This is a genomic window from Streptomyces sp. A1277 (genome assembly GCF_004795015.1).
Classification (GTDB): Bacteria; Actinomycetota; Actinomycetes; order Streptomycetales; family Streptomycetaceae; genus Streptomyces.
Genome location: NZ_SSBI01000004.1, coordinates 137,698 through 159,618, shown reverse-complemented (window position 1 = coordinate 159,618; position 21,921 = coordinate 137,698). Strand labels below are relative to the sequence as shown.

20 protein-coding genes are annotated in these 21,921 nt (G+C 70.6%); 5 read left to right on the top strand and 15 right to left on the bottom strand.

Going from position 1 to position 21,921, the window contains the following annotated elements; genetic code table 11:
- Positions 1-2: 2 nt before the first annotated feature.
- The 4 genes from E6R18_RS04540 to E6R18_RS04525 form a co-directional block, all read right to left on the bottom strand.
- Positions 3-611 (bottom strand): response regulator transcription factor, encoded by a 609-nt coding sequence (locus tag E6R18_RS04540; protein WP_240799589.1) that lies wholly within the window; start codon positions 609-611, stop codon positions 3-5.
- Between the two features lie 351 nt (positions 612-962).
- Positions 963-1,181 carry a hypothetical protein gene (locus tag E6R18_RS04535; protein WP_240799588.1) on the bottom strand — a complete coding sequence of 73 codons (219 nt, stop codon included), beginning with the start codon at positions 1,179-1,181 and terminating at the stop codon, positions 963-965.
- A 190-nt stretch (positions 1,182-1,371) separates the two neighbouring features.
- Positions 1,372-1,581, bottom strand: coding sequence for a DUF397 domain-containing protein (locus E6R18_RS04530; RefSeq protein WP_136315521.1), 210 nt, complete (start codon positions 1,579-1,581; stop codon positions 1,372-1,374).
- Positions 1,563-2,405, bottom strand: coding sequence for a helix-turn-helix transcriptional regulator (locus E6R18_RS04525; protein ID WP_136315520.1), 843 nt, complete (start codon positions 2,403-2,405; stop codon positions 1,563-1,565). The genes E6R18_RS04530 and E6R18_RS04525 overlap by 19 nt, the downstream gene beginning before the upstream one ends.
- A gap of 176 nt (positions 2,406-2,581) precedes the next feature.
- On the opposite strand from E6R18_RS04525, the gene E6R18_RS04520 reads away from it, so the two are divergent.
- Together E6R18_RS04520 and E6R18_RS04515 are read left to right on the top strand one after the other, a co-directional pair.
- Positions 2,582-2,854, top strand: a complete 273-nt coding sequence (locus tag E6R18_RS04520) for a hypothetical protein (RefSeq protein ID WP_136315519.1) — start codon at positions 2,582-2,584, stop codon at positions 2,852-2,854.
- On the top strand, positions 2,851-3,111 hold the full coding sequence (locus tag E6R18_RS04515) for a hypothetical protein (protein WP_136315518.1): 261 nt from the start codon (positions 2,851-2,853) through the stop codon (positions 3,109-3,111). The genes E6R18_RS04520 and E6R18_RS04515 overlap by 4 nt, the downstream gene beginning before the upstream one ends.
- 20 nt (positions 3,112-3,131) lie before the next feature.
- Here the strand turns inward: E6R18_RS04515 and E6R18_RS04510 are convergent, their stop codons facing one another.
- The 6 genes from E6R18_RS04510 to E6R18_RS04485 form a co-directional block, all read right to left on the bottom strand.
- Positions 3,132-4,367, bottom strand: coding sequence for a TIGR02679 family protein (locus E6R18_RS04510; protein ID WP_240799587.1), 1,236 nt, complete (start codon positions 4,365-4,367; stop codon positions 3,132-3,134).
- Positions 4,358-8,542: a TIGR02680 family protein gene (locus tag E6R18_RS04505; protein WP_136315516.1), complete on the bottom strand. Its 4,185-nt coding sequence runs from the start codon at positions 8,540-8,542 to the stop codon at positions 4,358-4,360. The genes E6R18_RS04510 and E6R18_RS04505 overlap by 10 nt, the downstream gene beginning before the upstream one ends.
- On the bottom strand, positions 8,539-9,783 hold the full coding sequence (locus tag E6R18_RS04500) for a TIGR02678 family protein (protein ID WP_136315515.1): 1,245 nt from the start codon (positions 9,781-9,783) through the stop codon (positions 8,539-8,541). The genes E6R18_RS04505 and E6R18_RS04500 overlap by 4 nt, the downstream gene beginning before the upstream one ends.
- On the bottom strand, positions 9,780-11,357 hold the full coding sequence (locus E6R18_RS04495; RefSeq protein ID WP_136315514.1) for a TIGR02677 family protein: 1,578 nt from the start codon (positions 11,355-11,357) through the stop codon (positions 9,780-9,782). Before E6R18_RS04495 ends, E6R18_RS04500 begins: the two co-directional genes overlap by 4 nt.
- Before the next feature lie 160 nt (positions 11,358-11,517).
- A complete protein-coding gene (locus E6R18_RS04490; RefSeq protein WP_136315513.1) occupies positions 11,518-12,345 on the bottom strand; it encodes an aldo/keto reductase in 828 nt (275 codons plus the stop codon).
- A gap of 142 nt (positions 12,346-12,487) precedes the next feature.
- The gene (locus E6R18_RS04485; RefSeq protein ID WP_136315512.1) at positions 12,488-13,903 is read right to left on the bottom strand and encodes an NAD-dependent succinate-semialdehyde dehydrogenase; all 1,416 of its coding nucleotides are present in this window, start codon (positions 13,901-13,903) and stop codon (positions 12,488-12,490) included.
- A gap of 505 nt (positions 13,904-14,408) precedes the next feature.
- On the opposite strand from E6R18_RS04485, the gene E6R18_RS04480 reads away from it, so the two are divergent.
- Positions 14,409-14,681: a hypothetical protein gene (locus tag E6R18_RS04480; protein ID WP_240799586.1), complete on the top strand. Its 273-nt coding sequence runs from the start codon at positions 14,409-14,411 to the stop codon at positions 14,679-14,681.
- Positions 14,682-15,066: 385 nt separating this feature from the next.
- Here the strand turns inward: E6R18_RS04480 and E6R18_RS04475 are convergent, their stop codons facing one another.
- The 4 genes from E6R18_RS04475 to E6R18_RS04460 all read right to left on the bottom strand — a co-directional run bounded on the left by E6R18_RS04475 (position 15,067) and on the right by E6R18_RS04460 (position 19,459).
- Positions 15,067-15,459 (bottom strand): type II toxin-antitoxin system death-on-curing family toxin, encoded by a 393-nt coding sequence (locus tag E6R18_RS04475; RefSeq protein ID WP_136315510.1) that lies wholly within the window; start codon positions 15,457-15,459, stop codon positions 15,067-15,069.
- Entirely contained in the window at positions 15,456-15,650 is a 195-nt protein-coding gene (locus E6R18_RS04470; RefSeq protein WP_031080575.1) for a ribbon-helix-helix protein, CopG family, read from the bottom strand. Before E6R18_RS04470 ends, E6R18_RS04475 begins: the two co-directional genes overlap by 4 nt.
- A gap of 290 nt (positions 15,651-15,940) precedes the next feature.
- Positions 15,941-17,296, bottom strand: a complete 1,356-nt coding sequence (locus E6R18_RS04465; RefSeq protein ID WP_136315509.1) for a class I SAM-dependent RNA methyltransferase — start codon at positions 17,294-17,296, stop codon at positions 15,941-15,943.
- A gap of 114 nt (positions 17,297-17,410) precedes the next feature.
- Positions 17,411-19,459: an APC family permease gene (locus E6R18_RS04460; RefSeq protein WP_136315508.1), complete on the bottom strand. Its 2,049-nt coding sequence runs from the start codon at positions 19,457-19,459 to the stop codon at positions 17,411-17,413.
- Positions 19,460-19,756: 297 nt separating this feature from the next.
- Here E6R18_RS04460 and E6R18_RS04455 point away from each other — a divergent pair, with 297 nt between their 5' ends.
- Both E6R18_RS04455 and E6R18_RS04450 read left to right on the top strand, forming a co-directional pair.
- Entirely contained in the window at positions 19,757-20,425 is a 669-nt protein-coding gene (locus E6R18_RS04455; protein WP_136315507.1) for a TrkA family potassium uptake protein, read from the top strand.
- Entirely contained in the window at positions 20,425-21,102 is a 678-nt protein-coding gene (locus tag E6R18_RS04450) for a TrkA family potassium uptake protein (RefSeq protein WP_136315506.1), read from the top strand. Before E6R18_RS04455 ends, E6R18_RS04450 begins: the two co-directional genes overlap by 1 nt.
- A gap of 59 nt (positions 21,103-21,161) precedes the next feature.
- On the opposite strand, the gene E6R18_RS04445 is transcribed toward E6R18_RS04450, so the two are convergent.
- Positions 21,162-21,920, bottom strand: a complete 759-nt coding sequence (locus E6R18_RS04445; protein ID WP_136315505.1) for a DUF3159 domain-containing protein — start codon at positions 21,918-21,920, stop codon at positions 21,162-21,164.
- Between the last annotated feature and the right edge of the window lies 1 nt (position 21,921).

The window sequence follows — 21,921 nt, the reverse complement described above, 5'->3', positions numbered from 1 at the left end:
CCTCACAACCAGCGCTGCTCGGTCGCGATCCGGGCCGCGTCGAAGCGGTTGCGGGCCTGGAGCTTCCGGATGGCGGTCGAGGCCAGGTTCCGTACCGTGCCGACCGCCAGATACAGATCCCGGGCGATCTCCTTGAGCGAGGCGCCCGAGGCGGTCAGCCGGAGCACATCGGCCTCCCGGGCGCTCAGCGGACAGTGCAGCGACACCGGCGGGGAGGCGAAGAGACCGGGATCCATGGTCAGACAGCCCACCGCCGCCCCCCGTATCGCCCCTATCAGGTACTGCAGTTCGACCTGGAGGGACACCACGCTCAGCACCCCGGCCCGGATCGCCTGGTCGGTGAAGTTCGGCGAGGACTGGCTCGATATCAGCGCAACCCCGCACTGCGGCTGCGTCGTACGCAACTGCCCCAGAATGGCCAGTACGTCCTCGTCCACGGTGCCCGTCTCGACCACCGCGACGGCAGGCTCTAACCGCGCCACCGCCGGCAGCAGATCACCGTGCTGCTTCGCGGCCCCGACCACGGAGAAGTCGGCCACGGTATCCAGGTACTTCGCCATCACCTCGACGGACAACGCGTACTCTCCGGCCACGACGATGCGGATGCTCATGCCAGTCCCCCCATGCACGCGGAAACAACACATCGAAGGGGCCACATCTGCCTCCGGGATGGCTCATTGTGGCCGCTCAATGATCCCATGAAGGTAATGGGTGAACGCGTGAAGTGTTCATGTAATGGCGGAGAATCTAGGGGTATAACGTGAGGAGGGCGTGTACGCAGGACCGAAATGTTACGGAACCGGCTCATCCGTTGACAGAACGCGCCGAATGCCCGAGCCTCGATGACCGGCCCAGCGCCGAGACGCCGACCGGGCCCTCCTCGCCCGCACCCACCTCGGCGAGGCGCACCACTCGAAGCAACAGTTCAGCGGCGCACGGAACGCAGCTGCGCCTGCCCGCCCTCACGCCACGGCGCTGCGACGCACCGGCGTGAGGGCGGCCGCCGCGAGCAGAAAGGCCGAGGTGCACAGGCTCACGATGCGGGTCTGCGGACGGATCGAATCCAGTACCGCGGCGATGCCCTCCGGCAGCGTCCCCGTCGCGAGCAGATCCGTGCTGGGCTCCAGGGTGGCGGTCACCACCGTGTCCGCGCTCCGCAGCAGCGACTCGTCGTGGTCCACGAGGAGTCGGAAGTCCTCGTGCGTACGGGCCGGCCGGCCCCGATCGAGGCGGGTTCACGCACTACCTCGGCAGATGCGGACTCGCCTTCCCGTGCCAGCTGATACGCAAGGTGTCGCGGGCCCAGGTGGACATCCCGCCCCTGCCGCCCGCTCGGTCTCGCTCCAGGGCCGTTTCGCGCGGTGGGGCGACTCAGGCGCCCACGGCACCGTCTTTCACCGCGGACACGAAGGACGACCAGCCGTCCGCGGTGAAGGTGAGGGCGGGGCCACCCCGGTGCTTGCTGTCACGGACCGGGACGACATCGGCGAAACTGCGGGAAACCTCGACGCACGCGCCACCGTCCTGGTTGCTGTGGCTGCTCTTGTGCCAGGTCGCGGCGCTCAGGTCGATGGCTCGCACGGCAGTTCCTCCAACATACGCAAGATGAATTTTCGCGACTCGGCCGGGGAAAGCGCCAGGTCACGCGTTGCATCGTACGCACGTTGCATACGCTCCACCGCAGCGCTTTCCTCATGCAGTTCTCCGCCGTACCCATGCTCCGTGTACGCCACCGTACGAGTGTCGTGCAACCGGAGAAACCAGACGTCGGTGCTCGACAGGCCGTGCAGTCCGGCCGCCTGAGGCAGAACTTGCAGCGTCAGGTTCGGTCGGCCCCCCGCCTCGACGAGGTATTCAAGCTGCCTTCGCCACTCCTGTGCACTTCGCAGGGTCGTCCGGAGCACTGCCTCCGACAGGATGGTACGGAAGGGCGGCGGGTCATCCGCTGTCAGTAGATTCTGCCGCCCCATCCGTGCCTCGACCTGTTGGTCCAGGGCGTCACCGCGTAGTCCTCCTGCCGCCAGCAACTCCCGCGCATACCCCGGTGTCTGCAGCAGACCGGGCACGACGCTCACCGCGAAGTGCCACAGGCTCGTCGCCTCGGCCTCCAGGGCCATGTACCGCCGGTACCGCTCCTTGAACTGCGTCTGGTCGCTGATGGCCAGTTCCCACAGCGCCAACAGCAGCCCCGGTGTGCCGTAGTACTGGTCGAGCGCCTCGACCACCTCGGGGCCGCCGACCGTCTCGCCCTTCTCCATCTTCCCGAACAACGACCAGTCCCAGCCCAGCCGTTCGCCGAGCTGCCGCAGACTGTCGCCACGCGCGGTTCGCAGGTGCCGCAGCTCCTCCGCGAACCGTGCCCGTGGTTCCCTGCTGCGGCCTGTGACCGCCCGCCTCGTCGGCATCGCGCCCTCCGTGGAACGTGTGGAAGGTGGCCCACCCACCGGGGAGGCACCCTTCGCCCTCGGTGTGTCACACCGCTGACGGGGCCATCCTCGTAACGAGCCCCTCACGCACCGTATTACCGGGCGGGTGGCCAGGCAGAGGAATCAGCGAAAGAACAACCGAAGGAAGAAACCCCATGAAGCCGTCCCTCCCCCGCAGGACGCCCCAGGCGGAGAACGCGTCAACAGCCAAGATCCAGGAGGCCGTCGATGCCCGCGACGCCCTCGCCGCCGCCCTGACAACCGCCGGCATCCAGCTGCCCGCGATGGACGTACGCACCCCGTGGCGCGACGCGGAGGGCGACGGCGGCGTACGGCCGGCCGGTTACGCACTCGTCCACCTCGGCGTCTGCTCCGCCCCCGTGGCGCACGCCCTCGCCGAGGTGATCAGGAACGGAGCGACCGGGTGACCGATGACGGGGTCCCTCGCGTCGGGACGGCCGTGCACGACGCCGGAAGCGGCCGGGTGGGCCTGGTGATGGGCCACGAAGGTCCCTGCCTCCAGCTCCGCCCGCTCGCCGGTGGCCGCGAGTGGGAGGCCGACCCGGCCGACCTACGGCCGCTCGACCCCGCCGAGTTGCTGAGCGCCCGCGTCGCCGAGGCCAACGCCCGCAGCCGTACCGGCCTCGGTGCACGCGACATACGGGGCTCCCCCTTCCGGATGTGACGGAGGGCCCTCTCCTCATCTCATCCGAGATCGCCCAGCAGATCGTCCAGCACCGCCTCCTCCTCCACCCGCACACCCGCCTCCTGCAACGCGTCCGGCAGGCCGGGGTCCCACGGGGCCTCTGCCCGGGTCCCGGTGAGGGGTGGACCGGCGGGCAGCGTGTGCACGGCGGCGCGGTAGTCGGCCGCGGTGTAGCGCCACGGGCTCCAGGGGACCCGCCGCAGCAGGGCGGCGGCGATCCGCATGCCTCCCCAGTCGAAGTCGCCGTGGTAGTGGAAGCGGCTCCCGTGCGTGTGGAGATGGCTCAGGAGGGCGAGGGCGGCGGCGGACGGCTGGCCCTGGAGGCAGACCAGCGGCGCGCACCGCGTGCCGTACGTGTCGGCGGCCGCGGCGAGCACGGCCGGGTTCTCGCAGATCCGGACCACCGGTGGCGCCGAGCTGGGCGGGCAGCGCGTCAGTTGCCGCAGGGTCAGCACGGCGGGTTCACCCGCGTCGGCCATCCAGTCCAGGGCGGGAGTCCCCCGCAGGTTCAGGGCGAGCACGGTCGAGGACAGCTCGTCGCGCAACAGGCCCACCGATGCCCACGCCTCACGCCGCCCCTGCACACCGCCTGCGTCAGGGGCCCCGGTCAGCGCCCGGACGCCGGACAGGGTGAGCGTACAGAGCGGGGTTCCGTCGTCGAGCGCGTGCGCACTGCCGAGGAGCCGGGAGGCGAACGCGGGGAGCGACACCGGCGGCTCCACCGGGAGGGCCCTCACGACGGTGGCGGCACGGCCGAGCAGGTCGGCCGCTGCGGTGGGTGTTCCGGCGAGGCGCCGTACCAGCCCGTCGTTCCGGAGCCGTTCGGCCCAGCCCCGGAGGGCGGGGACCTCGTCCGCCAGGGCTTCGAGCGGGACGTATGCCCGCGCCCAGGCCCGCTGCTCCTCGGCACGGGCATCGCCGAGGAGGGTGACCGGCCCGGTGAGTGCCACCACGGCCGCGGCCAGCCCGGCCGGGCTGATGCCGGAGCGGCGCAGCACGTCGTCCACCACGTCGAGACGCACGGACAAGGACCGCCCGCCGCCTGGTGCACGGCCCAACAGCCTTTCCGCGGCCATCCGTTGGTCTTCCGTGGGCGAGCTCAGTGATACCGGGCCGGTGAGCGGCTGCCCGCGCTCCAGGCGCCGGCGCGCCCGGTCGACCAGCCAGCCGAGTCCGGGTGCGCCGAGGAGTCTGCGCAGTCGTACGCCGTCGGCCGTCGCGGGGGTCAGGTCCACAGCGGCTCCGACGCGTCGGCCTGCTCGGCCCGGGACGCGGGAACCGCGTGCGCGGGCCCCGCCGGGTCCGGGCCGCGCCGCCTGCGCGTGCCGTCCCATTCCCACCGGGTGACGAGCACCGCCGCGACCTCGTCGATCCGCGACAACTGGGCGATGGCGATGCCGGGCACCTGCGGGTAGCAGGCCCACTCGCGCTCGCTCGTCATCACGACATCGAGGTCGAAGGCGTGCAGCAGGCCCAGACACTTGGCGCGGGAGTCGTCGTCCACCCCGGCGAACGCTTCGTCGAGGGTGACCAGGCGCGGTGCGTACGGGCTGCCCGCACTCGCGTAGTGGGAGGATGCGGCGGCGAACAGCGGCACCGACACGGCCAGCACCCGCTCGCCTCCGGAAGCGGGTCCCGTGGCCGGAATCCAGCGGCCCTGCTGGTGCCGCTCGACCCCGAACTCGTGCCAGGTCCGGTAGTCGAGCGCGGCAGTGAGGTGGTCGAGCCAGCTGCCCGTGGCGTCTTCCGTGTGCTGGCGGGCGATCAGCTCCTGAAGGAACTCGCCCACGGCCGCGCGGTCCTCGGCGGTCCATACGTCGGCCGACCGGCGCAGCCGCTCCCTGGCCCGGGCGAGCCCGGCGGGGGCCTTGCGGGACGCCCGCCACACCAGCCTCAGCCGCATGCCGGTGGAGGTCGGCCGCTCCTCCAGTTCGACGTTCATGTCCCGCACCTGCCGCTCGGCCGCACCGATCAGCTCCTGGAGCGTCCCCGCGACCTCCGTGACCAGATGGGTCTCCAGGATCTCCCGCTCCCGTGCGGACAGGATGCGTGCCAGCTCGCCGACCTCGACGGCCAGTGCCGCGGCCAGGTCCGGTACGGACCGCTCACGGCCCTGGTAGGTGATGTCGACGACCATCCCGTCCTCCACCATCCGGGCGGAGGCCCGGTGGCCATGCCTGGAGAGGGTGTCCTGCAGGGCCTTGAACTCCTCGCTGAGCCGGCGTTGCACGCGTTCCCATGCGCTGTCGGAGTCGTCGACGGTGGCGAGCGCCGCGTCGATGGCGCGGGCCAGCGCGATGGCAGGAGTGGCGGCCCATGCGCCACCGTCGACGGCGGGCGCCTCGACGTCGGGGACAGCCACCGCCATCAGCCCGGTGCCGGTGAACCGCTGGAGTGCGGCGATGGCCTCGGTACGCGCCTCGGCCGCTTCACGGAGCCCTGCATGCAACTGCTCGATGCGGCCTTCGGCCCTGCTCGCGGCCCGGTCGGCCTCGGCGTACCGCCGGCGGGCGTCCTGCTGCTCGCTCTCGCACGTACGCGACGCCTCCGCGGTCCGCGCCAGCAGGCGCTGGAGTTCGTCGACGGCGGCGCCGACCGTGGCACGCAGGGTGCTGAAGCGTTCGTCGGCCGCCGACGCCTCGTTCTCCGCCTCCTTCGCGCGCTCCGTGAGCTCCGCGGCACGCTCGGCGGCCTGCCCGGCCTCGGTACGCTCCTCCGTGACCTGGCCGCCCGCCTCTCGGCGTTCCCGGAGGGCGGGCCAGAGGGCGGCCAGCACCTCGGCGAGTACGCCGAGTGCGTCGCGTACCGCTGCCAGCCCTTCCTCGTCCGCCGGCATCCTCAGGTCCTCGGCGGTCCGCGCGAGATCCACCGCGGCCGACTCGCTCCGCTCGGCCGCCTCCAGGAGCGCGGCTGACCGCTCCTCGCACCGTTCGACGGTCCGGCGCAGGGATTCCGCGGCGGCTGCCACGCGGGCGTGCGCACGAGTGAGGGCGGTCTCGTCCGGTACCCCGGCCAGCTCCGCCTCCAGCACCTCGCGGCGGGCGGCCAGCGTGGCGATCAGTTCGGCGAGGTCCGCCAGCTCCCCCTGGAGAACGTCGAGTTCGCCGCGGATGACGTGGATGCGGGTCCGCCGGGCAGCCTCCCGCGCGCCCTCACCGATGTACTCGGCGGCGGACTTGCCCCATCGGCCGGTCAGCGCACCGATCCGGAAGCGCCCGTCGACCGCGGCCCACGTTCCGGCTCCGCCCGCCGGTCCGGTGCCGGTCTGCTCGCCGCCCGCCGCACCGGCTTCCGGGCCGGCGCCGATTGCGGCGAGCAGCCGGGCCACGGTCTCCTCGCCCACGGCCGCGGCCCCCGCGTCCCCGTGGTCCACGGCCGGGCGCAGCAGGTGCGCGAGCGACATGCCCTGTACCGGAGCCCCGTCCGGGGCGAGCAGCGTCTCGTGGGTGTCGGCCCTGAGAACCGTGCCGCTGGGCAGCACCCAGGCGTCCAGCATCCCGGACCCCTCCAAGGCGGCCTCAAGGCCGGCGCGTTCCTCATCGGAGAGCCCGTTCTCGAAGTCCACCAGCCGCCACAGGGGGGCGCCCGTCATCCGCTCGCGCAGACCGGGGGTGCGTGTGCGCGGCGGCTGCGGTGGACGGCGCCCGCCGGCCTCCAGCGCGGTCAGTTCCTGCCGCAGCCCGTCGGCCCGCTCGGTGAGTTCGGTCCGGCGCCGGCCGACGGCGGCAGCCTGCTCGGCCAGTCGCGCGGATGCGGCGCTGTGGGCGCGCACGGCCTCGGTCCGCGCCGGGTACGGGCCGTGGAGGCGGCCCACCCATTCCTGGAGTTCGTCCAGCAGGCCGGGCTCGTCCGCGTAGGCAAGCTCGGTCCAGCCACGGGCGCGGGTGCGGACTTCGGCCAGCAGCGCCCGACCGGCGTCCAGCACGTCCTCCTCGGCCAGGCCGAGCTCCGCCGCGGCCGCAGACCGGTCGATATCGGCTTCGTCCAGTCTGACGGCGTGCGTGCGCCGTTCCTCCGAGGCGCGGGCGGCGGTCCGGGCGAGGTCCGTCACATGGGTGAGCGCACGTCGGCCTCGCTCCACGGACTCCTCGACGGCGGTGCGCAGTTCGCTCGGGGGGAGCCCGCCGGCCGGCAGGCCGTTCGCCGGGAGGACCACCCGGGCGGCCGCCGCGGCCTCGGTCGCCTGCCGGTAGGTGTCCTGGGCGTGCCGGTCGGCCGCGCGCAGCCGGTTCTCGGCGGCGCCGAGCCGTTCGAGGCGCTTGTCGTGCAGCCGCGCCGCCTGCTCCCGGTCGTTCCGCGCGCGCTCCGCCGCACGCGCGGTGCGCTCCACCTCGTGGCGTGCCTGCTCAAGACTTCTGGCGCTGCGCATCTCGGGGCTTTCCCGCAGGGCCTCGTCCTGAGCGCGGAGCCGGTTGTGCTGTTCCTCCAGCTTCGCGGTGAGTTCGGCCGCCGCCTGCCGCTCCTCCTCGGCCCTGGCTTGCTGTGCCTGTGCCTCGGCGAGGTCCCGTTGGCGTTGCTCGTAGCGGGAGTGCTCGGCGCGTGGCAGCCGGGCGCGGCGGCGGGTGGCGACGCGCGCGTAGCGCCGGTAGTGCTCCAGGAAGTCGGCGGCAGCACGCTCCGCGGCGGAGGCGGCCGCCAGTTCGGTCTTCTCCTCGTCGAGTGAGCGGAACGCCTCGGCCACGTCGGCGATCACGGCCTGGTCCACCGGTGGCAGGGCCTCGGTGAGTGCGCGGGAGAGGGCCGCCTCGTTGGGGCGCTTGGACAGCTGTGGCTGGCGCAGCTGGACGAGCAGGTCGACCAGGGCTCCGTACCGCTGCTCGCCGAGCCCGAAGAGGGCCTCGTCCACGGCTCTGCGGTAGGTCTTGGCCTGGTCGTACACCATGCCGTGGCCGGTGACGGCTTCGACGAGGCGGTCCCTGGTCAGGGCCGTGCCGGTGGCGTCGACCAGGCTGAGGAAGCCCTCCACGGGTGTACCGGACCCGTGCTGGACGCGCCGGTCGGTGACCGCGTACCAGTGCCGGGCGATCCCGCGGCCGCTCACCGCCTTCAGTCCGCACAGGAGCGTACGGAAGTGGCTCCCCCCGGTGTTCGCGTCGAGTCTGCCGAACTCGATCCAGGTGTAGCCGAGGCGTTCGGTGTGCGGGTGATCACCGCCGAGGAGGAGGTTCCATTCCATCCGCTTGCCGGGGTCGCCGTCCGGCTCGACCCGTCGCGGGCTCAGGTCGCCGTCGAGCAGGAAGGGCAGGGTGAGCGCGAGCACCTTGGACTTGCCGGTGCCGTTGTTGCCGCGCAGCAGCAGTCGTCCGTCACGGAAGTGGAACTCCTCCACGTCGTAGTGGAAGAGGTCGACGAGCCCGATGCGCAGGGGCTGCCAGCGGGTGCGGAGGGGCTCGGGGAGCGGGTTGGTCACGCCTGACCGGCCTTTCGCTGTGCCGGCTTGCGCGCGCTGCCGGGTGTGCCTGGTTCGAGTACGACGGGTTCGCCGACCGCGTAGCGGGCCAGCGCGGGGCGGGGCTCGGCCCCGTCGGCGGTCCGGGAGACCAGGCCGAGGGCGGCGAGCCGGGCGACGGCCTGCTCGACGAGTTCCGCCTCCGTGCCCGGCTCCCGCGCGGCCTTGGACCAGAACGTGCCGTGTACGACGGCGAGTTCCCGCACCCGCTGGATGAGCTGGTGGGTGGTGACGGGGCGGCCCGCCCCCGCCAGGTGCTCGGCGAGCAGCAGGGTGATGTGGCCGTGGGTGCCCTGCTCGGGCATCCGTACGTCGGTGAGGTCGTCGTCGGGGTCGACCATGGCGATGCCTTCGGCCCGGATCTCGGGCACCAGACCGGTCAGCTCGGCGACCCGGGCCGTGAGGAACCCCCGCTGCCGGGTGAGATAGCCGAGTTCGGCGTCGCTCAGCTCGTCGTAGTAGACCACCGGATCGTCCAGAAGTCTGCGCGTCAGTGCGTGCCGCATCGCGCGGAAGCGGAGCTCCTCGCTGTCGAGGGCGGTTTCGGCGACGAGCTGAGCCAGCCGGTCTGCGGTGGCCTCGGCCTGCACGGTGGAGGGCCCACGACGTGTCGCGAGGAGCCCGGCCAGTACCCGGCGTTCGACGTCGTAGAGCACGTCGCCCGCACCGTTCACGTACGCGTCCTCGTCTCCGGCGACCCGGCGCAGCACACCGAGACCGAGCAGGAGCCGTACGACGGCCGCGAGGTCGAGGCGCTCGTCCCGGCGGTCGAGGGTGAATTGGATGCCCGCCGCGACGAGCCCGGGGTCGGTGGCATCGAGGACGATCTGGTCGGCGAGACGGCCGAGGGCGATCTGGGACTCGCCGCGCTCCAGGGATGCCAGGGCCAGACAGAGCAGGACGTAGCGGCGACGGGTGAAGGGCGCGGCAGCGCGGGTCGCCTCGCGTGCCGGGTGCGTCGGATCGTGGAGTACGCCGGGGATCTTGCGCAGCCGCGCGGTCTCGGCGTCCACGTGGAGCGGCCAGCCGGTGTTGCGGTCGAACCACTCGCGAAGCTCGGAGGCGTGCCGCCGCACGAGCCGGAACTCGTCCGCGTGCTTGCCGCGCGAGAGGAGGAGTGGCTGTTTCAGCAGGGCGCGGGCGGCCTTGCGGAGCTCGGCGGCGTGCTGCCCGTCGAGCACTTCGGCCGGTGGCGTGGTCATCGTCCGCTTCCTCCGTACATCGGCTCGTCGGCATCCGTCAGGTCGACGATCTCGATGAGGTGATCGGGCCCGTGGAACGTCCCCGACGGCGTACGGATCTCCGCCGCGGGTCCGTCGGGCAGAGCACTGAGCCTGATCTCCATGGAGCCGTCGTTGCTGGTGGCCACGGTGTGCCGCATACCGGGTCGCCAGGTGGCCAGTGCGTCACCGAGCAATTGGAGGAAGAGCCCGAAGGACGCGGGGTCGAGCTCGCCGAGTTCGGACAGTCTGACCGTTCCGTCGGTGACGAGACGGTCCCGGGCAGCGGCGGTCTCGGCCACCTGCTTGGCTGCCAGCTCGGCGAGGTGGCGACGCCGCGCCTGCCGGTCCTCGACCTTGCGGGGCTTGCCCCGCCGCTCGTAGCTTCCGGTGCGGCGCAGCTGAGGGCTGATCCGCAGCGGCTCCGCGGCGGCCCAGGGAGTCGCGGCCGGCACGGGTACGGCCAGGCGGGCCGCCAGAGTGTCCGCGTCGGCCGTGAGGTGCCGGGCGGGGTGGAGCCCGAAGGCCGCACGCCACAGCTGGTGCCGCGACGCGTCGTCGGGAGCCTCGGCGAACCAGCGCGCGAGTGTACGGAAGTCGGCGGACCGGTCCGACCGGCCGGCCCGGCGTTCCCCCAGCACACGGACGACGGCCAGCATCTGCGGAATGGCGCCCAGGGCACGGCCACGCAGGAGTCTGGCCTGCGACTCGCGCCCGTCTCGGCTGAGGAACCACACCGCGAGCCCGTCCCACCGGCCCGCCCAGTGGGCGTACGCCCTCTGCGCGGCGGGCTCCGCGTCCTCCGGCGCGGCATCGGCCGCTTCCCGCCCGGCGGCGGCCCTGAGCAGGACCTCGATCCTGCCCGAGTCCTCCAGCTCCAGGATGAGCTGGGCGATGCGCCCGCCCAGCGTGATCAGGTCCTGGATGAAGCGTTCCAGATACTGGATGAGGCGGTCCTTGTACGCGAGGAAGACCGCTTCCTCCACCTCGTGCAGATCAATGGTCCGCTGCAGCGAACCCATGAACGCGCGCGCGTTCTCGGCGAGAGCGGCGAACCGGCTCGCCAGCGCGTCGAACGCGAGGTACGTCTTGCCGGGGTCCGGCTGCTCGTCGGCCGTGAGCACGAGAAGGGCTCGCAGCTGCGTGACGATGTCGTGCAGAGCGATGGCCTGAAGGGCGCCCCGCCGCCCGAGCGCCTCGTCGTAGGCGGCAAGGGCTTCCTCGGCCGCCTCCCCGGCCCGGGTCAGCTGGTAGATGAAGCGTTTGCGGTAGAAGTCCTCGACGGCGCTGACCCGCCCGGTGTCGGGGTCGGCCCGCAGATTCCCCCACTCGACCAGCTTGTCCAATGCCTTGACGACCCCGTCGAGCTCGCCCGGCCGCACCTCCCCGGGCAGTGCGGCGTACACGTCCTCGGGGCGCAGATGCACGGCGAAGTGTTCCTTGGCCATGACGAACGCCCGCATCACCTGACGGTAGAGAGCGGTGTTCTGCACGGTGAGGTGGGCGAAGGGGCTGAACCCCTCCTGCCCGGATCCTGGAGCGGTGGTGCTGGTCATCACCCGTAATTGTGCCGTGGCGGCGGCGCTCCCGGACAGAAACCAGAGCGCATACCCGGTTTGCACCGGTATGCGGGGCGCCCGGTCGCCTCCCAGAGCGATCGAGGACCGTCACGCCGCCGGCGGGACTCCGGCAGCCGGAGCTGACGGAGTACGACACTCAGCCATTGAAGCGGTCCGGGTCGGGCCCGGTCCGCTCGTTGCGGTCCAGCGCGGAGATCTCGCCGATGTCGCCTTCGCTGAGCTCGAAGTCGAAGAGGTCGAAGTTCTCCTCGATGCGCTTCTGGGTCACCGACTTGGGGAAGACGACGTCCCCGCGCTGGATGTGCCAGCGAAGGGTCACCTGGGCAGGCGTCTTGCCCACCCGATCCGCGATGCGCTTGATGGCAGGATCGTCGAGCACCTTGCCCTGCGCGATGGGCGACCATGCCTCGGTGACGATGTGGTGCTCGGCCCCGAACGCCCTGACGTCGTCCTGGGTGAGGTAGGGGTGCGCCTCGATCTGATTGACCGCGGGGACCACCTCGCTGCCTTCAAGCAGGCGGCGCAGGTGGTGGGGCTGGAAGTTGGAGACCCCGATGGCCTTGGCGCGGCCGGAGCGGTAGATCTCCTCCAGAGCCTTCCACGTCTCCACGAAGTCGCCCTTGCCGGGCAGCGGCCAGTGGATGAGGAAGAGGTCCAGGTAGTCGAAGCCGAACTCGTCCATGGTGCGGCCGAACGCCTGGAGGGCGTCGTCGTGAGCATGGGCGCCGTTGTTGAGCTTGCTGGTCACGAAGACGTCGGCACGGTCGAGACCGGAGTCCCGGACCGCCTGGCCGACCTCCTTCTCGTTGCCGTACATCTCCGCCGTGTCGATGTGCCGGTACCCGGCCTCCAGCGCGGCCAGGGTCGTCTCCCGGGTGTCCTCCGGCGGAATCTGGAAGGTGCCGAAGCCGAGTTGGGGGATCTGCACTGCGTTGTTGAGGGTGATGGCAGGCACTGCGGTCACAGTCACTCCTGGTGTCGTGTCGTCGGTTTCGGGGAGGCAGCGGATGCGCCGGCTGTTCCACGTTCGCTTTCACCGCGGGACTGCCTACGGGCCGCTTCCGCCTGCTTCGATCCCCTGATGTGCGCGAGGGCGGCCGGATCGCTCAGCCTGCGATGCCGTGCAGATCCGCGTCGGGCGGCAGGATCCGGACCAGCTTGCGGTTGACGAACTCCTGCATACCGAGCTTCGAGAGCTCCCGCCCGTAGCCGGAGCGCTTGATGCCGCCGAACGGCAGGTCGGGCTGCGTCGAGGTCGGGTGGTTCACCCAGACCATGCCGGTCTCCACGCGCTCCGCCACTCGTCGGCCCCGCTCCACGTCCGCGCAGAATACGGATCCGCCGAGGCCGTACTGGCTGTCGTTGGCGAGGGCGATGGCCTCGTCCTCGTCGGCGACCCGGTAGATCACCGCGGCCGGCCCGAACAGCTCCTCGGCGTAGGCGCGCATCCCGGGCTTGACGCCGGTGATGATCGTCGGCTCGACGAAGGCGCCCGGACGGTCGATGCGGTGGCCGCCGGTGACCAGTTCCGCACCCTGGTCCAGGGTCTCGCGGATCTGGTCGGCCAGGTCCGATGCCGCCTGCTCCGAGGAGAGCGGCCCCAGGGTGGTCGCCTCGTCCGCAGGGTCGCCCGGCCTCAGCGCCTCGAACTCGCGGCGCATCCCGTCCACGAAGTCGTCGTAGACGTCCTCCAGCACGATGAACCGCTTGGCGGCCACGCAACTCTGGCCCGTGTTCGCCATCCGGCCGGCCACCGCGGCCCCGATGGTGCGCTCCAGCCCCTCACGGTCGAGAACGATGAAGACATCGCTGCCGCCGAGCTCCAGCAGGGTGGGTTTCATGTTCCGCCCGGCCCGTTCCGCGACCCGGGCCCCTGCCCCTTCGCTGCCGGTCAGTGAGGCCCCACGGACGACGGGGCTGTCGATGATGCGCGAGATCTCGTCGTGGCTCACGAAGAGATTCGTGTAGACGCCCTCAGGGGCCTCCGCGTCACGGAACAGTGACTCCAGGGCGAGAGCGGACTGCGGGCAGATACCGGCGTGTTTGACCAGCACGGTGTTGCCCAGCACCAAGTTCGGTCCCGCGAAACGGACGACCTGGTAGAGCGGGAAGTTCCACGGCATGACACCCAGCAGCACGCCGAGGGGCTCGTTGACGAGGTACGCCTCCCCCTCTTGCACATCGAGCGGCTCGGCGGCGGCGAAATCCGGCCCGTGCTGGGCGTAGTACTCCAGAATCGATGCGGCGAGATCCACCTCTCCGCGCGCCTCGGAGATGAGCTTCCCCATCTCCTCAGTGATGATCTGGGCCAGTTGCTCTTTCCGTTCCTTCATCAGCCCGGAGGCGCGGCCGACGATCGCAGCACGTTCCGCGATTGGCCGCTTCCGCCATGCTTCGAACGCGTTACCTGCGACTTCGAGCACGGAGTCGACCTTTTCCCCTTCGATGACCGGGAACTCCGCGAGCGTCTCCCCGGTATACGGATTCACGGTCGCAAAGGAACTCTTGTTCTGACCTGACATGACATCTCCAGAACGACGGGGGCAGCGCGGATCGTGACCGCGCGCGGGGCGGAACGCCGCATTCCGCCTCCCCTGCCGATTACCCGACATCAGGATGAGCAAACCGCATATACGACCTAAAAGGGACCAAGCCTTCTCGGTGCGGCGAGAGGCCGTTCACCTGCGTTGCGGTGGACCATGCGAGTCCTTCCGGCTCGGAAGATGACGACGGTCGTGGCGCTCCACCGCGTCAAGCACCTTCTGATGCGCTCATGCGACTCGCGCGTCCTTCTCACCACGTAACGAATGCCCTGACGGTCGGCCTGCGCGAGACTCGCTGCTCCTCGAAGGGGATCAGCAGCTGCTGGACCGGGTGGAAGTGACCACTGTCAACGCCTACGCGCACTCCGTCGTGGGACGCTACGACGTGTGGCCGACCGTACGAGCGGCTGGCGGCAGCCGGAATCCTGGTGGCCAGGGGCCGGGACACCCCAGGGCCGGACGTGGCAGGGTCAGGATGGCCACGATGCACGCGATGAAGGGGCTGGAGTTTCACTGCGTGGCGGTGCTGGGGATCACCTCCAGCGCCCTGCCGTTCGCACGGGAGGCCACCTCCGCCTCGGTCGACGCCCTGCAGCACGCGTCGGACCTGCTGCGGGATCGGTGCCCGCTGTTCGTGGCGCATACCCGGGCAAGGGAGGTGCTCCATGTCTGCTCGACGGGGGCGGCGAGTGGCTTCGTACCGCAGCCTGCACCGCAGGCGAGCGAATCCCCATCGGAGGCGGCGGCTTCGAGATAGCTCCGCAGCCGACTGCGTTCCTGGTAGGGGACGGCGTCGTAGCCCTCCGCCATGGCAGAGGTCAGGAGAGCCCGGTCACCGTACGGATCCGGCACCCCCGTCCGCTCACCTTCACCGACCCCTTTTGCTGACACATACGGGTCCCCACCCATGACACCTCCGCCGCACTACAGGTCGCCCCGGCCCACCTGCGGTGATTCCCGTAGAGTGAGCACATCCCTAGGTTTCCTGTGGCGCTTTCACCACTTTGCGATGGCCCACGACGCTCGAATCCGCTTACCGCGTTCACAAATTCCGTAGAACCAGGGCGTTAACGCCCCGAACACGGCCCGAAGCTCCAGAATCGCCACGCTCTCCACATGAGGCGCCCTTGCCTCGTCGAACGTCAGGAAACGGGGAACCAGGTCGCGAGGCGCTTGGCGATCGCCGGTACATCGACGCTGTCCTGCGCGACTGCCTCGACGAACGGGCCGGCCACGGAGACGGGTGGCGGGGCGGTACTGGCGCTGACGCCGTTGAACCGCAGGAAGACACGCATGGCAAGCCAGGCGGTGCGCTTGTTGCCGTCGATCAGCGCGTGATTGCGAGCGACGGAGTGCAGCAGTGCCGCCGCCTTCTCGTGCAGCGTGGGATACAGCTCGGCCCCGAACACGTTCGTCCGGGGCCGTTCGATCGCTGACACCAAAAGTCCCATGTCACGCACGCTGTGCTCGGTACCGTTGACCGTGCGAGCGATGGCCAGGATCTCGTCGATCTGGATGTAGCGAACGTCCGTCACTTCAGGTAGTCCAGGATCTCCGCATCGCTCTCCATGAGCTCGGCCAGGACGTCATCGACCTTCAGCTCGGCCCGGTCCTGGGCGTCACGGATGGCCTCAATGGCGAGTTCCTGCTTGCTGCGGCCCTCCCGACGAGCCCGCTCAGTGAGCTTCGCGTCAAGGTCGTCGGGGAGTCGAAGTGTCATCGCCATACAGGGATGATACCAGGACGGTATCAAGTGGTGCGGTCGGGCCGCGCTCGGCTCCGCGGAGCGTGGGACCAGGCGGCCATGCGCATCGCTACCGCGGAGGCCCGAAGACTTCCTCTTCGAGCGTCATCCGAGCGTCAAGAAGCCCGCAGGAGCCACTGGAGGGCGTCGCCGTTGCAAGCGCCTCGTTCACGAATTCGCAGGCCAGCGAGCCCTCAAAGAGCGATCCGTCCGCTCGAACCGCTACACGGAGGGAAACAGGTCGAAACCCACCAGAGGAGCAAAAATACAGGTCAGGCGCCCTTGTCCGCAGGCTCAAGAATAGCCACGCATTCCACGTGCGACGTCATCGGAAACAGATCGAACGCGCGCAGCGTCCGCACCTTGTAACCGCCCTCCCGGAAGTACGCCAGGTCCCTCGCCAGCGCCGCCGGGTCGCAGGCCACGTACGCGATGCGGCGCGCACCCAGCCCCACCAGCTGCTTCACCGTGGCCTTACCGGCGCCCGCGCGGGGCGGGTCCAGGACGATGAGGTCGCATTCGGTGATGCCCGTGCGGGGCAGGACCTGGTCGACCTTGCCGTGTTCGATGCGGACGCGGTCGAGGTCCTTGAGGTTGTGGCGGGCGTCCTCCACCGCGCGCTTGCCGGACTCGATGCCGAGGACCGCGCCCTTCTCGCCGATGCGCTGGCCGATGGCGCCGGCGAAGAGGCCGACGCCGCAGTAGAGGTCGAGGGCGGTGTCGTTCTTGCGGGGCAACAGGCCCTGCATGACGGCGCGGACGAGGGTGTCGGCCGCCTGGGGGTGGACCTGCCAGAAGCCGCCGGAGCCGACGCGGTAGGTGCGGTCGTCGGCGCGTTCGCGGACGAAGCCGCGGCCGTGGACGCGGTGGACGCCGCCGTCGCGCTCGTCGACGCGGAGGACCGAGACGGGCTTGTCGAGCTCGACCAGGGGGAGGCGGCCGCCCGTGCGGGGGGTGAGGATGACCTGGCGGTCGTGGGAGCCGGTGGCGGAGATGGCCTCGACCGTGGCCATCTGGGGCCAGTCCTGCTTCTCGACGCCGAGCTCGGAGACGCCGGGCGCGGCGATCATGCAGTGGTCGATGATCTCGATGTCGTGCGAGCGGTGCTTGCGCAGGCCGACGCGGCCGTCCTCGTCGATGGCGTACTGGACGCGGGTGCGCCAGGCGGGCACCTCGCCCGCCGGGAGCTTGTCGCCCTCGGCCGGCATGACCGTGCCGTCCCAGCCCGCCTCCTCGGGGGTGAGGCCCGCGAGGCGCTGGAGCTGCTCCGCGATGACCTCGCCCTTGAGGCGGCGCTGGGCGCCGGGCTTTGCGTGCTGCCAGTCGCAGCCGCCGCACTTGCCGGGGCCGGCGAACGGGCAGGGGGCCTTCACGCGGTCCTTGGACGCCTCGATGATCCGTACGGCGTCCGCGCGCAGGAAGCGCGAGTCGCTGTCGCCGTCGGTGACCCGGGCGACGATCTTCTCGCCGGGCAGGGTGTGGCGTACGAACAGGACGCGGCCCTCGTCCGTCCGCGCGATGCAGTGGCCGCCGTGCGCGACGGGGCCGACCTCGACCTCGTACTCCTGCCCGATGAGCGATTCCGGCTGCGTCTCCCCGGCCTGCGGCGACGTGGATTCGTTCTGCATGAGGGGCGGGCTCCAAGGGAAGGGGGGTGGCCGGCGGCCGGACAACAACCTACGAGTCTACGTGGGTCTCGTCCGGCCGCCGACCACCGGCGAAGCCCTCGCGGATCTGCCGCCTCAGCCCTTCGGTGCCGGGTCCTTGTGCTTGCGTTCCACCGGGCCCCGGCGCACCGATCCGGGAGCGGTCCAGTTCGCGCGCCTGCGGGCGCGCTTCTTGGCCACCTCGGAGGACTCCAGCTGGTACGGGACCGAGGTGACCATCACGCCGGGGGTGAAGAGCAGCCGCCCCTTGAGCCGCAGGGCGCTCTGGTTGTGCAGCAGGTGCTCGTACCAGTGGCCGACGACGTACTCCGGGATGTACACGCTCACCACGTCCCGCGGGCTCTCCCGGCGCAGGCCCTTGACGTACTCGATGACCGGGCGGGTCACCTCGCGGTAGGGCGAGTCCAGGATCTTGAGCGGTACGTTGATGCCGCGCCGCTCCCAGTCCTCCCTGAGGGCCTTCGTCTCGGCCGGGTCCACGCTGATGGAGAGCGCCTCCAGGTGGTCCGTGCGGATCAGCTTGGCGTAGGCGAGGGCGCGCAGGGTGGGGCGGTGGAGCTTGGAGACCAGGACGATCGCGTGGACCCGCGAGGGGCGGATGGACTCGTCCGGTGCGGTGTCGTCGGCGGAGATCTCCTCGGCGACCCGGTCGTAGTGCTTGCGGATCGCGGTCATCGTGCCGAAGAAGATCACCATGCCGAGCAGCGCGACCCAGGCGCCGTGGGTGAACTTGGTGGCGAGGACGACGACGAGCACCAGGCCGGTGAAGAAGGCGCCGAAGGTGTTGATCGCGCGGGAGCGGACCATGTGGCGGCGCTTGGCCTGGTCCCGCTCCACGCGCAGGTGGCGGTTCCAGTGCCGGACCATGCCGGTCTGGCTGAGGGTGAAGGAGACGAACACGCCGACGATGTACAGCTGGATCAGCCGGGTCGAGTCGGCGCCGTAGATGACGACCAGCAGGATCGCGGCGCCGGCCAGCAGCACGATGCCGTTGGAGAAGGCGAGCCGGTCGCCGCGGGTGTGCAGCTGGCGGGGCAGGTAGCGGTCCTGGGCCAGGATCGAGCCGAGCAGCGGGAAGCCGTTGTACGCGGTGTTGGCGGCCAGGAAGAGGACGAGGGCGGTGGCGGCGGCGAGGATCACGAAGAAGAACGTGCCGTCGCCGAAGACCGCGGCCGCGACCTGGGAGATGACCGGGTCCTGGACGAAGCCGGAGCCGACCGGGGCGCCGTTGCGGACCAGGTCCCTCGCCGGGTTCTCGGCCATCTTGACGTCGGTGGCCATGGCCAGGCCGATGATCCCGCAGAACATGGTGACGGCGAGCAGGCCCATCATCGCCAGCGTCGTCGCGGCGTTCTTGCTCTTGGGCTTGCGGAACGCGGGCACGCCGTTGCTGATGGCCTCGACGCCGGTGAGCGCCGCGCAGCCGGAGGAGAACGCGCGCAGCAGCAGGAAGACGAGGGCGAAACCGGCCAGGCCCTGGTGCTCGGGCCTGATCGTGTACGCGGCGGTCGGGGCCTGCATGGTGTCGCCGAGGACCAGGCCGCGGAAGGCGCCCCAGATGATCATGATGAAGACGCCGGCCACGAAGAGGTACGTGGGGATGGCGAAGAGCTTGCCGGACTCCTTGACGCCGCGCAGGTTCATCAGGGTCAGCAGCACGATGGCCGCGACCGCGCACCCCGTCTTGTGCTCCACGACGAAGGGGATCGCCGAGCCGAGGTTCTCCACGCCGGACGCGATCGACACGGCGACGGTCAGGACGTAGTCGACCAGCAGCGCGCTGGCCACGGTCAGACCGGCCTTGGGGCCGAGGTTCGTGGTGGCGACCTCGTAGTCGCCGCCGCCGCTCGGGTAGGCGTGGACGTTCTGCCGGTAGGAGGCGACGACGGTGAACATCAGGACCACGACGGCGACCGCGATCCACGGGCTGAAGTGGTAGGCCGACACACCCGCGATGGACAGCACGAGGAGGACTTCTCCGGGTGCGTACGCCACCGAGGACAGCGGGTCGGATGCGAAGACGGGGAGCGCGATGCGCTTGGGGAGGAGCGTCTCCCCCAGCCTGTCGCTGCGCAGGGCCCGTCCGATCAGGATCCGTTTGGGCACGTCGGTCAGTTTGGACACGCTGGGATCGTAAGGGTTCCGTACGGGGCCCGCCCCCGCACCACCCGCGTGGCCCGCCAATCTTCCGCACACCGCCGGAAACGACGCGGAATCCTTAACGAAATCCTTGCACCGGGGCCCCGCCGAACCGCGTCGCGCACACTCGGATGAGGTAACGCAACCGGTGCGGCATAAGCTCGTATACGGGCGACGGGACACACCGTTGCCCCGTTGTTTGCCCGGCCAGCCCAGGAAAGAGTGTGAGCAGGGTGTTTTCGCAGGTCAGCCGGACGACCAGGACTGCGAGGTAGGCGCAAGGTGCACATCGTCATCATGGGCTGCGGGCGAGTGGGAGCCGCTCTCGCGCAGACTCTGGAGCAGCAGGGGCACACGGTCGCCGTCATCGACCAGGACCCCACGGCGTTCCGGCGCCTGGGCTCCGGGTTCGGCGGACGTCGCGTCACGGGGGTCGGTTTCGACCAGGACACCCTGCGTGAGGCGGGGATCGAGGAGGCCGGGGCGTTCGCCGCGGTGAGCAGCGGCGACAACTCCAACATCATCGCGGCCCGGGTGGCGCGCGAGATGTTCGGCATCGACAACGTCGCGGCCAGGATCTACGACCCCCGGCGTGCCGAGGTGTACCAGCGTCTGGGCATCCCCACGGTCGCCACCGTGCGCTGGACCGCGGACCAGATGCTGCGCCGGCTGCTGCCCTCGGGCGCGGAGCCGCTGTGGCGCGATCCGAGCGGCGGGGTGCAGCTCGCGGAGGTGCACACCACGCCGTCCTGGATCGGGCACAAGATCAGCACGCTGCAGGAGGAGACGGGCGTGCGCGTCGCCTTCCTCACCCGGTTGAGCGAGGCCGTTCTGCCGTCGTCGCAGACGGTGCTCCAGGAGGGCGACCTCGTCCACGTGATGATGCGTACGGACGAGATCGCGAAGGTCGAGGCGGCGTTCGCCGAGGGCCCTGAGGAGGGCGGTCACTGATGCGTGTCGCGATTGCCGGGGCCGGTGCGGTGGGCCGTTCCATCGCGGGCGAGCTGCTGGAGAACGGGCACGAGGTGCTGCTCGTCGACAAGGCGCCGACCGCCATCTCGGTGGAGCGGGTGCCGATGGCCGAGTGGCTGCTGGCGGACGCCTGTGAGATCACGTCGCTGGACGAGGCGGCGTTGCAGCGCTGCAACGTCGTGATCGCGGCGACCGGCGACGACAAGGTGAACCTGGTCGTCTCGCTGCTCGCCAAGACGGAGTACGGCGTGCCGCGGGTCGTCGCCCGGGTGAACAATCCGAAGAACGAGTGGCTGTTCAACGAGTCGTGGGGCGTCGATGTGGCGGTCTCCACGCCGCGCCTGATGTCGGCGCTGGTGGAGGAGGCGGTGAGTGTCGGCGATCTGGTCCGGCTGCTGCGCTTCAGCCACGGCGACGCGAACCTGGTGGAGCTGACGCTGCCGCCGGAGTCGGCGCTCGCCGGTACGCAGGTCGGGGAGGTCGCCTGGCCGGAGGACACCTCGCTGGTGACGATCATCCGGGGCCAGCGGGTGCTGACGCCGAGCCCGGAGGAGAGCCTGGAAGCGGGTGACGAACTGCTGTTCGTGGCCGCTCAGGCGCGCGAGGAGCAGTTGGAGGACCTGCTGTCGGTGCGCCGGGGCGATCCGGAGGAGTAAGCGGCAGCAGCATGCGGGAGGGGCCTGTCACCGGTGGTGACAGGCCCCTCCCGCGTCGTTCAGAACTCCTGGCCCCGGGCCGCTTCGGCGGCGGCCGCTTCCTTGCGGGCCTTCTCGGCCTGTTCCTCGGCCTCCATCTCGGCGAAGACGTCGATGGGCGGCGGCGCCTTGGCGAGGAAGACCCAGGTGAGGTAGACCGCCAGCAGGAACGGCGGGATCTTCAGGGCGACCAGCACCCAGCCGAACTGGGTGGTGTCGGCCCACCAGTACAGCGGGAAGAGGATCGCGCACTTGGCGAGCAGGATCAGTCCCCAGGCGTAGCTGGCCTTGGCGTACGCCTTCTTGCGTCCGGGGTTGCGGGTGCGCCAGGAGAGGTTCTCCTTGAAGACCGGGCCCAGGATGAGGCCGATCAGCGGGAGGCCGGCGACGGTGCTGATCAGGTAGGCCAGGGCGAGACCGAGCGTGTAGAGCATGCCCGGCAGGTAGAAGTCCTTGGCGTTGCCGGTCATCTTGGCGAAGACCACGCCGAAGGCCACACCGAAGACACCGCTGAAGGCGTGCTTGACGGTGTCCTTGCGGATGAGCCGGACGGCCACGAGCGCCAGCGACACCGCGACGGCCGCGATGGCCGAGTTGGTGAGGTTCTTGTCGATGGTGAAGATCGTGACGAAGAGCAGCCCGGGCAGGACCGTCTCCACCATGCCCCTCACGCCGCCGAATGCCTCGAAGAGCGCGGCTTCGGTGACCGCCCTTGCGTCGGCCTCCTGCTGGTCGGTGGTGCGGTCCGTGTCGGACGTCGGCTTGTCGAGAGACGTCACC

Coding starts and splice junctions, on each gene's coding strand:
- E6R18_RS04540 (WP_240799589.1), bottom strand. CDS start 611: ATGAGCATCCGCATCGTCGTGGCCGGAGAGTACGCGTTGTCCGTCGAG.
- E6R18_RS04525 (WP_136315520.1), bottom strand. CDS start 2,405: ATGCCGACGAGGCGGGCGGTCACAGGCCGCAGCAGGGAACCACGGGCA.
- E6R18_RS04520 (WP_136315519.1), top strand. CDS start 2,582: ATGAAGCCGTCCCTCCCCCGCAGGACGCCCCAGGCGGAGAACGCGTCA.
- E6R18_RS04500 (WP_136315515.1), bottom strand. CDS start 9,783: ATGACCACGCCACCGGCCGAAGTGCTCGACGGGCAGCACGCCGCCGAG.
- E6R18_RS04495 (WP_136315514.1), bottom strand. CDS start 11,357: ATGACCAGCACCACCGCTCCAGGATCCGGGCAGGAGGGGTTCAGCCCC.
- E6R18_RS04485 (WP_136315512.1), bottom strand. CDS start 13,903: ATGTCAGGTCAGAACAAGAGTTCCTTTGCGACCGTGAATCCGTATACC.
- E6R18_RS04480 (WP_240799586.1), top strand. CDS start 14,409: ATGCACGCGATGAAGGGGCTGGAGTTTCACTGCGTGGCGGTGCTGGGG.
- E6R18_RS04470 (WP_031080575.1), bottom strand. CDS start 15,650: ATGGCGATGACACTTCGACTCCCCGACGACCTTGACGCGAAGCTCACT.
- E6R18_RS04465 (WP_136315509.1), bottom strand. CDS start 17,296: ATGCAGAACGAATCCACGTCGCCGCAGGCCGGGGAGACGCAGCCGGAA.
- E6R18_RS04450 (WP_136315506.1), top strand. CDS start 20,425: ATGCGTGTCGCGATTGCCGGGGCCGGTGCGGTGGGCCGTTCCATCGCG.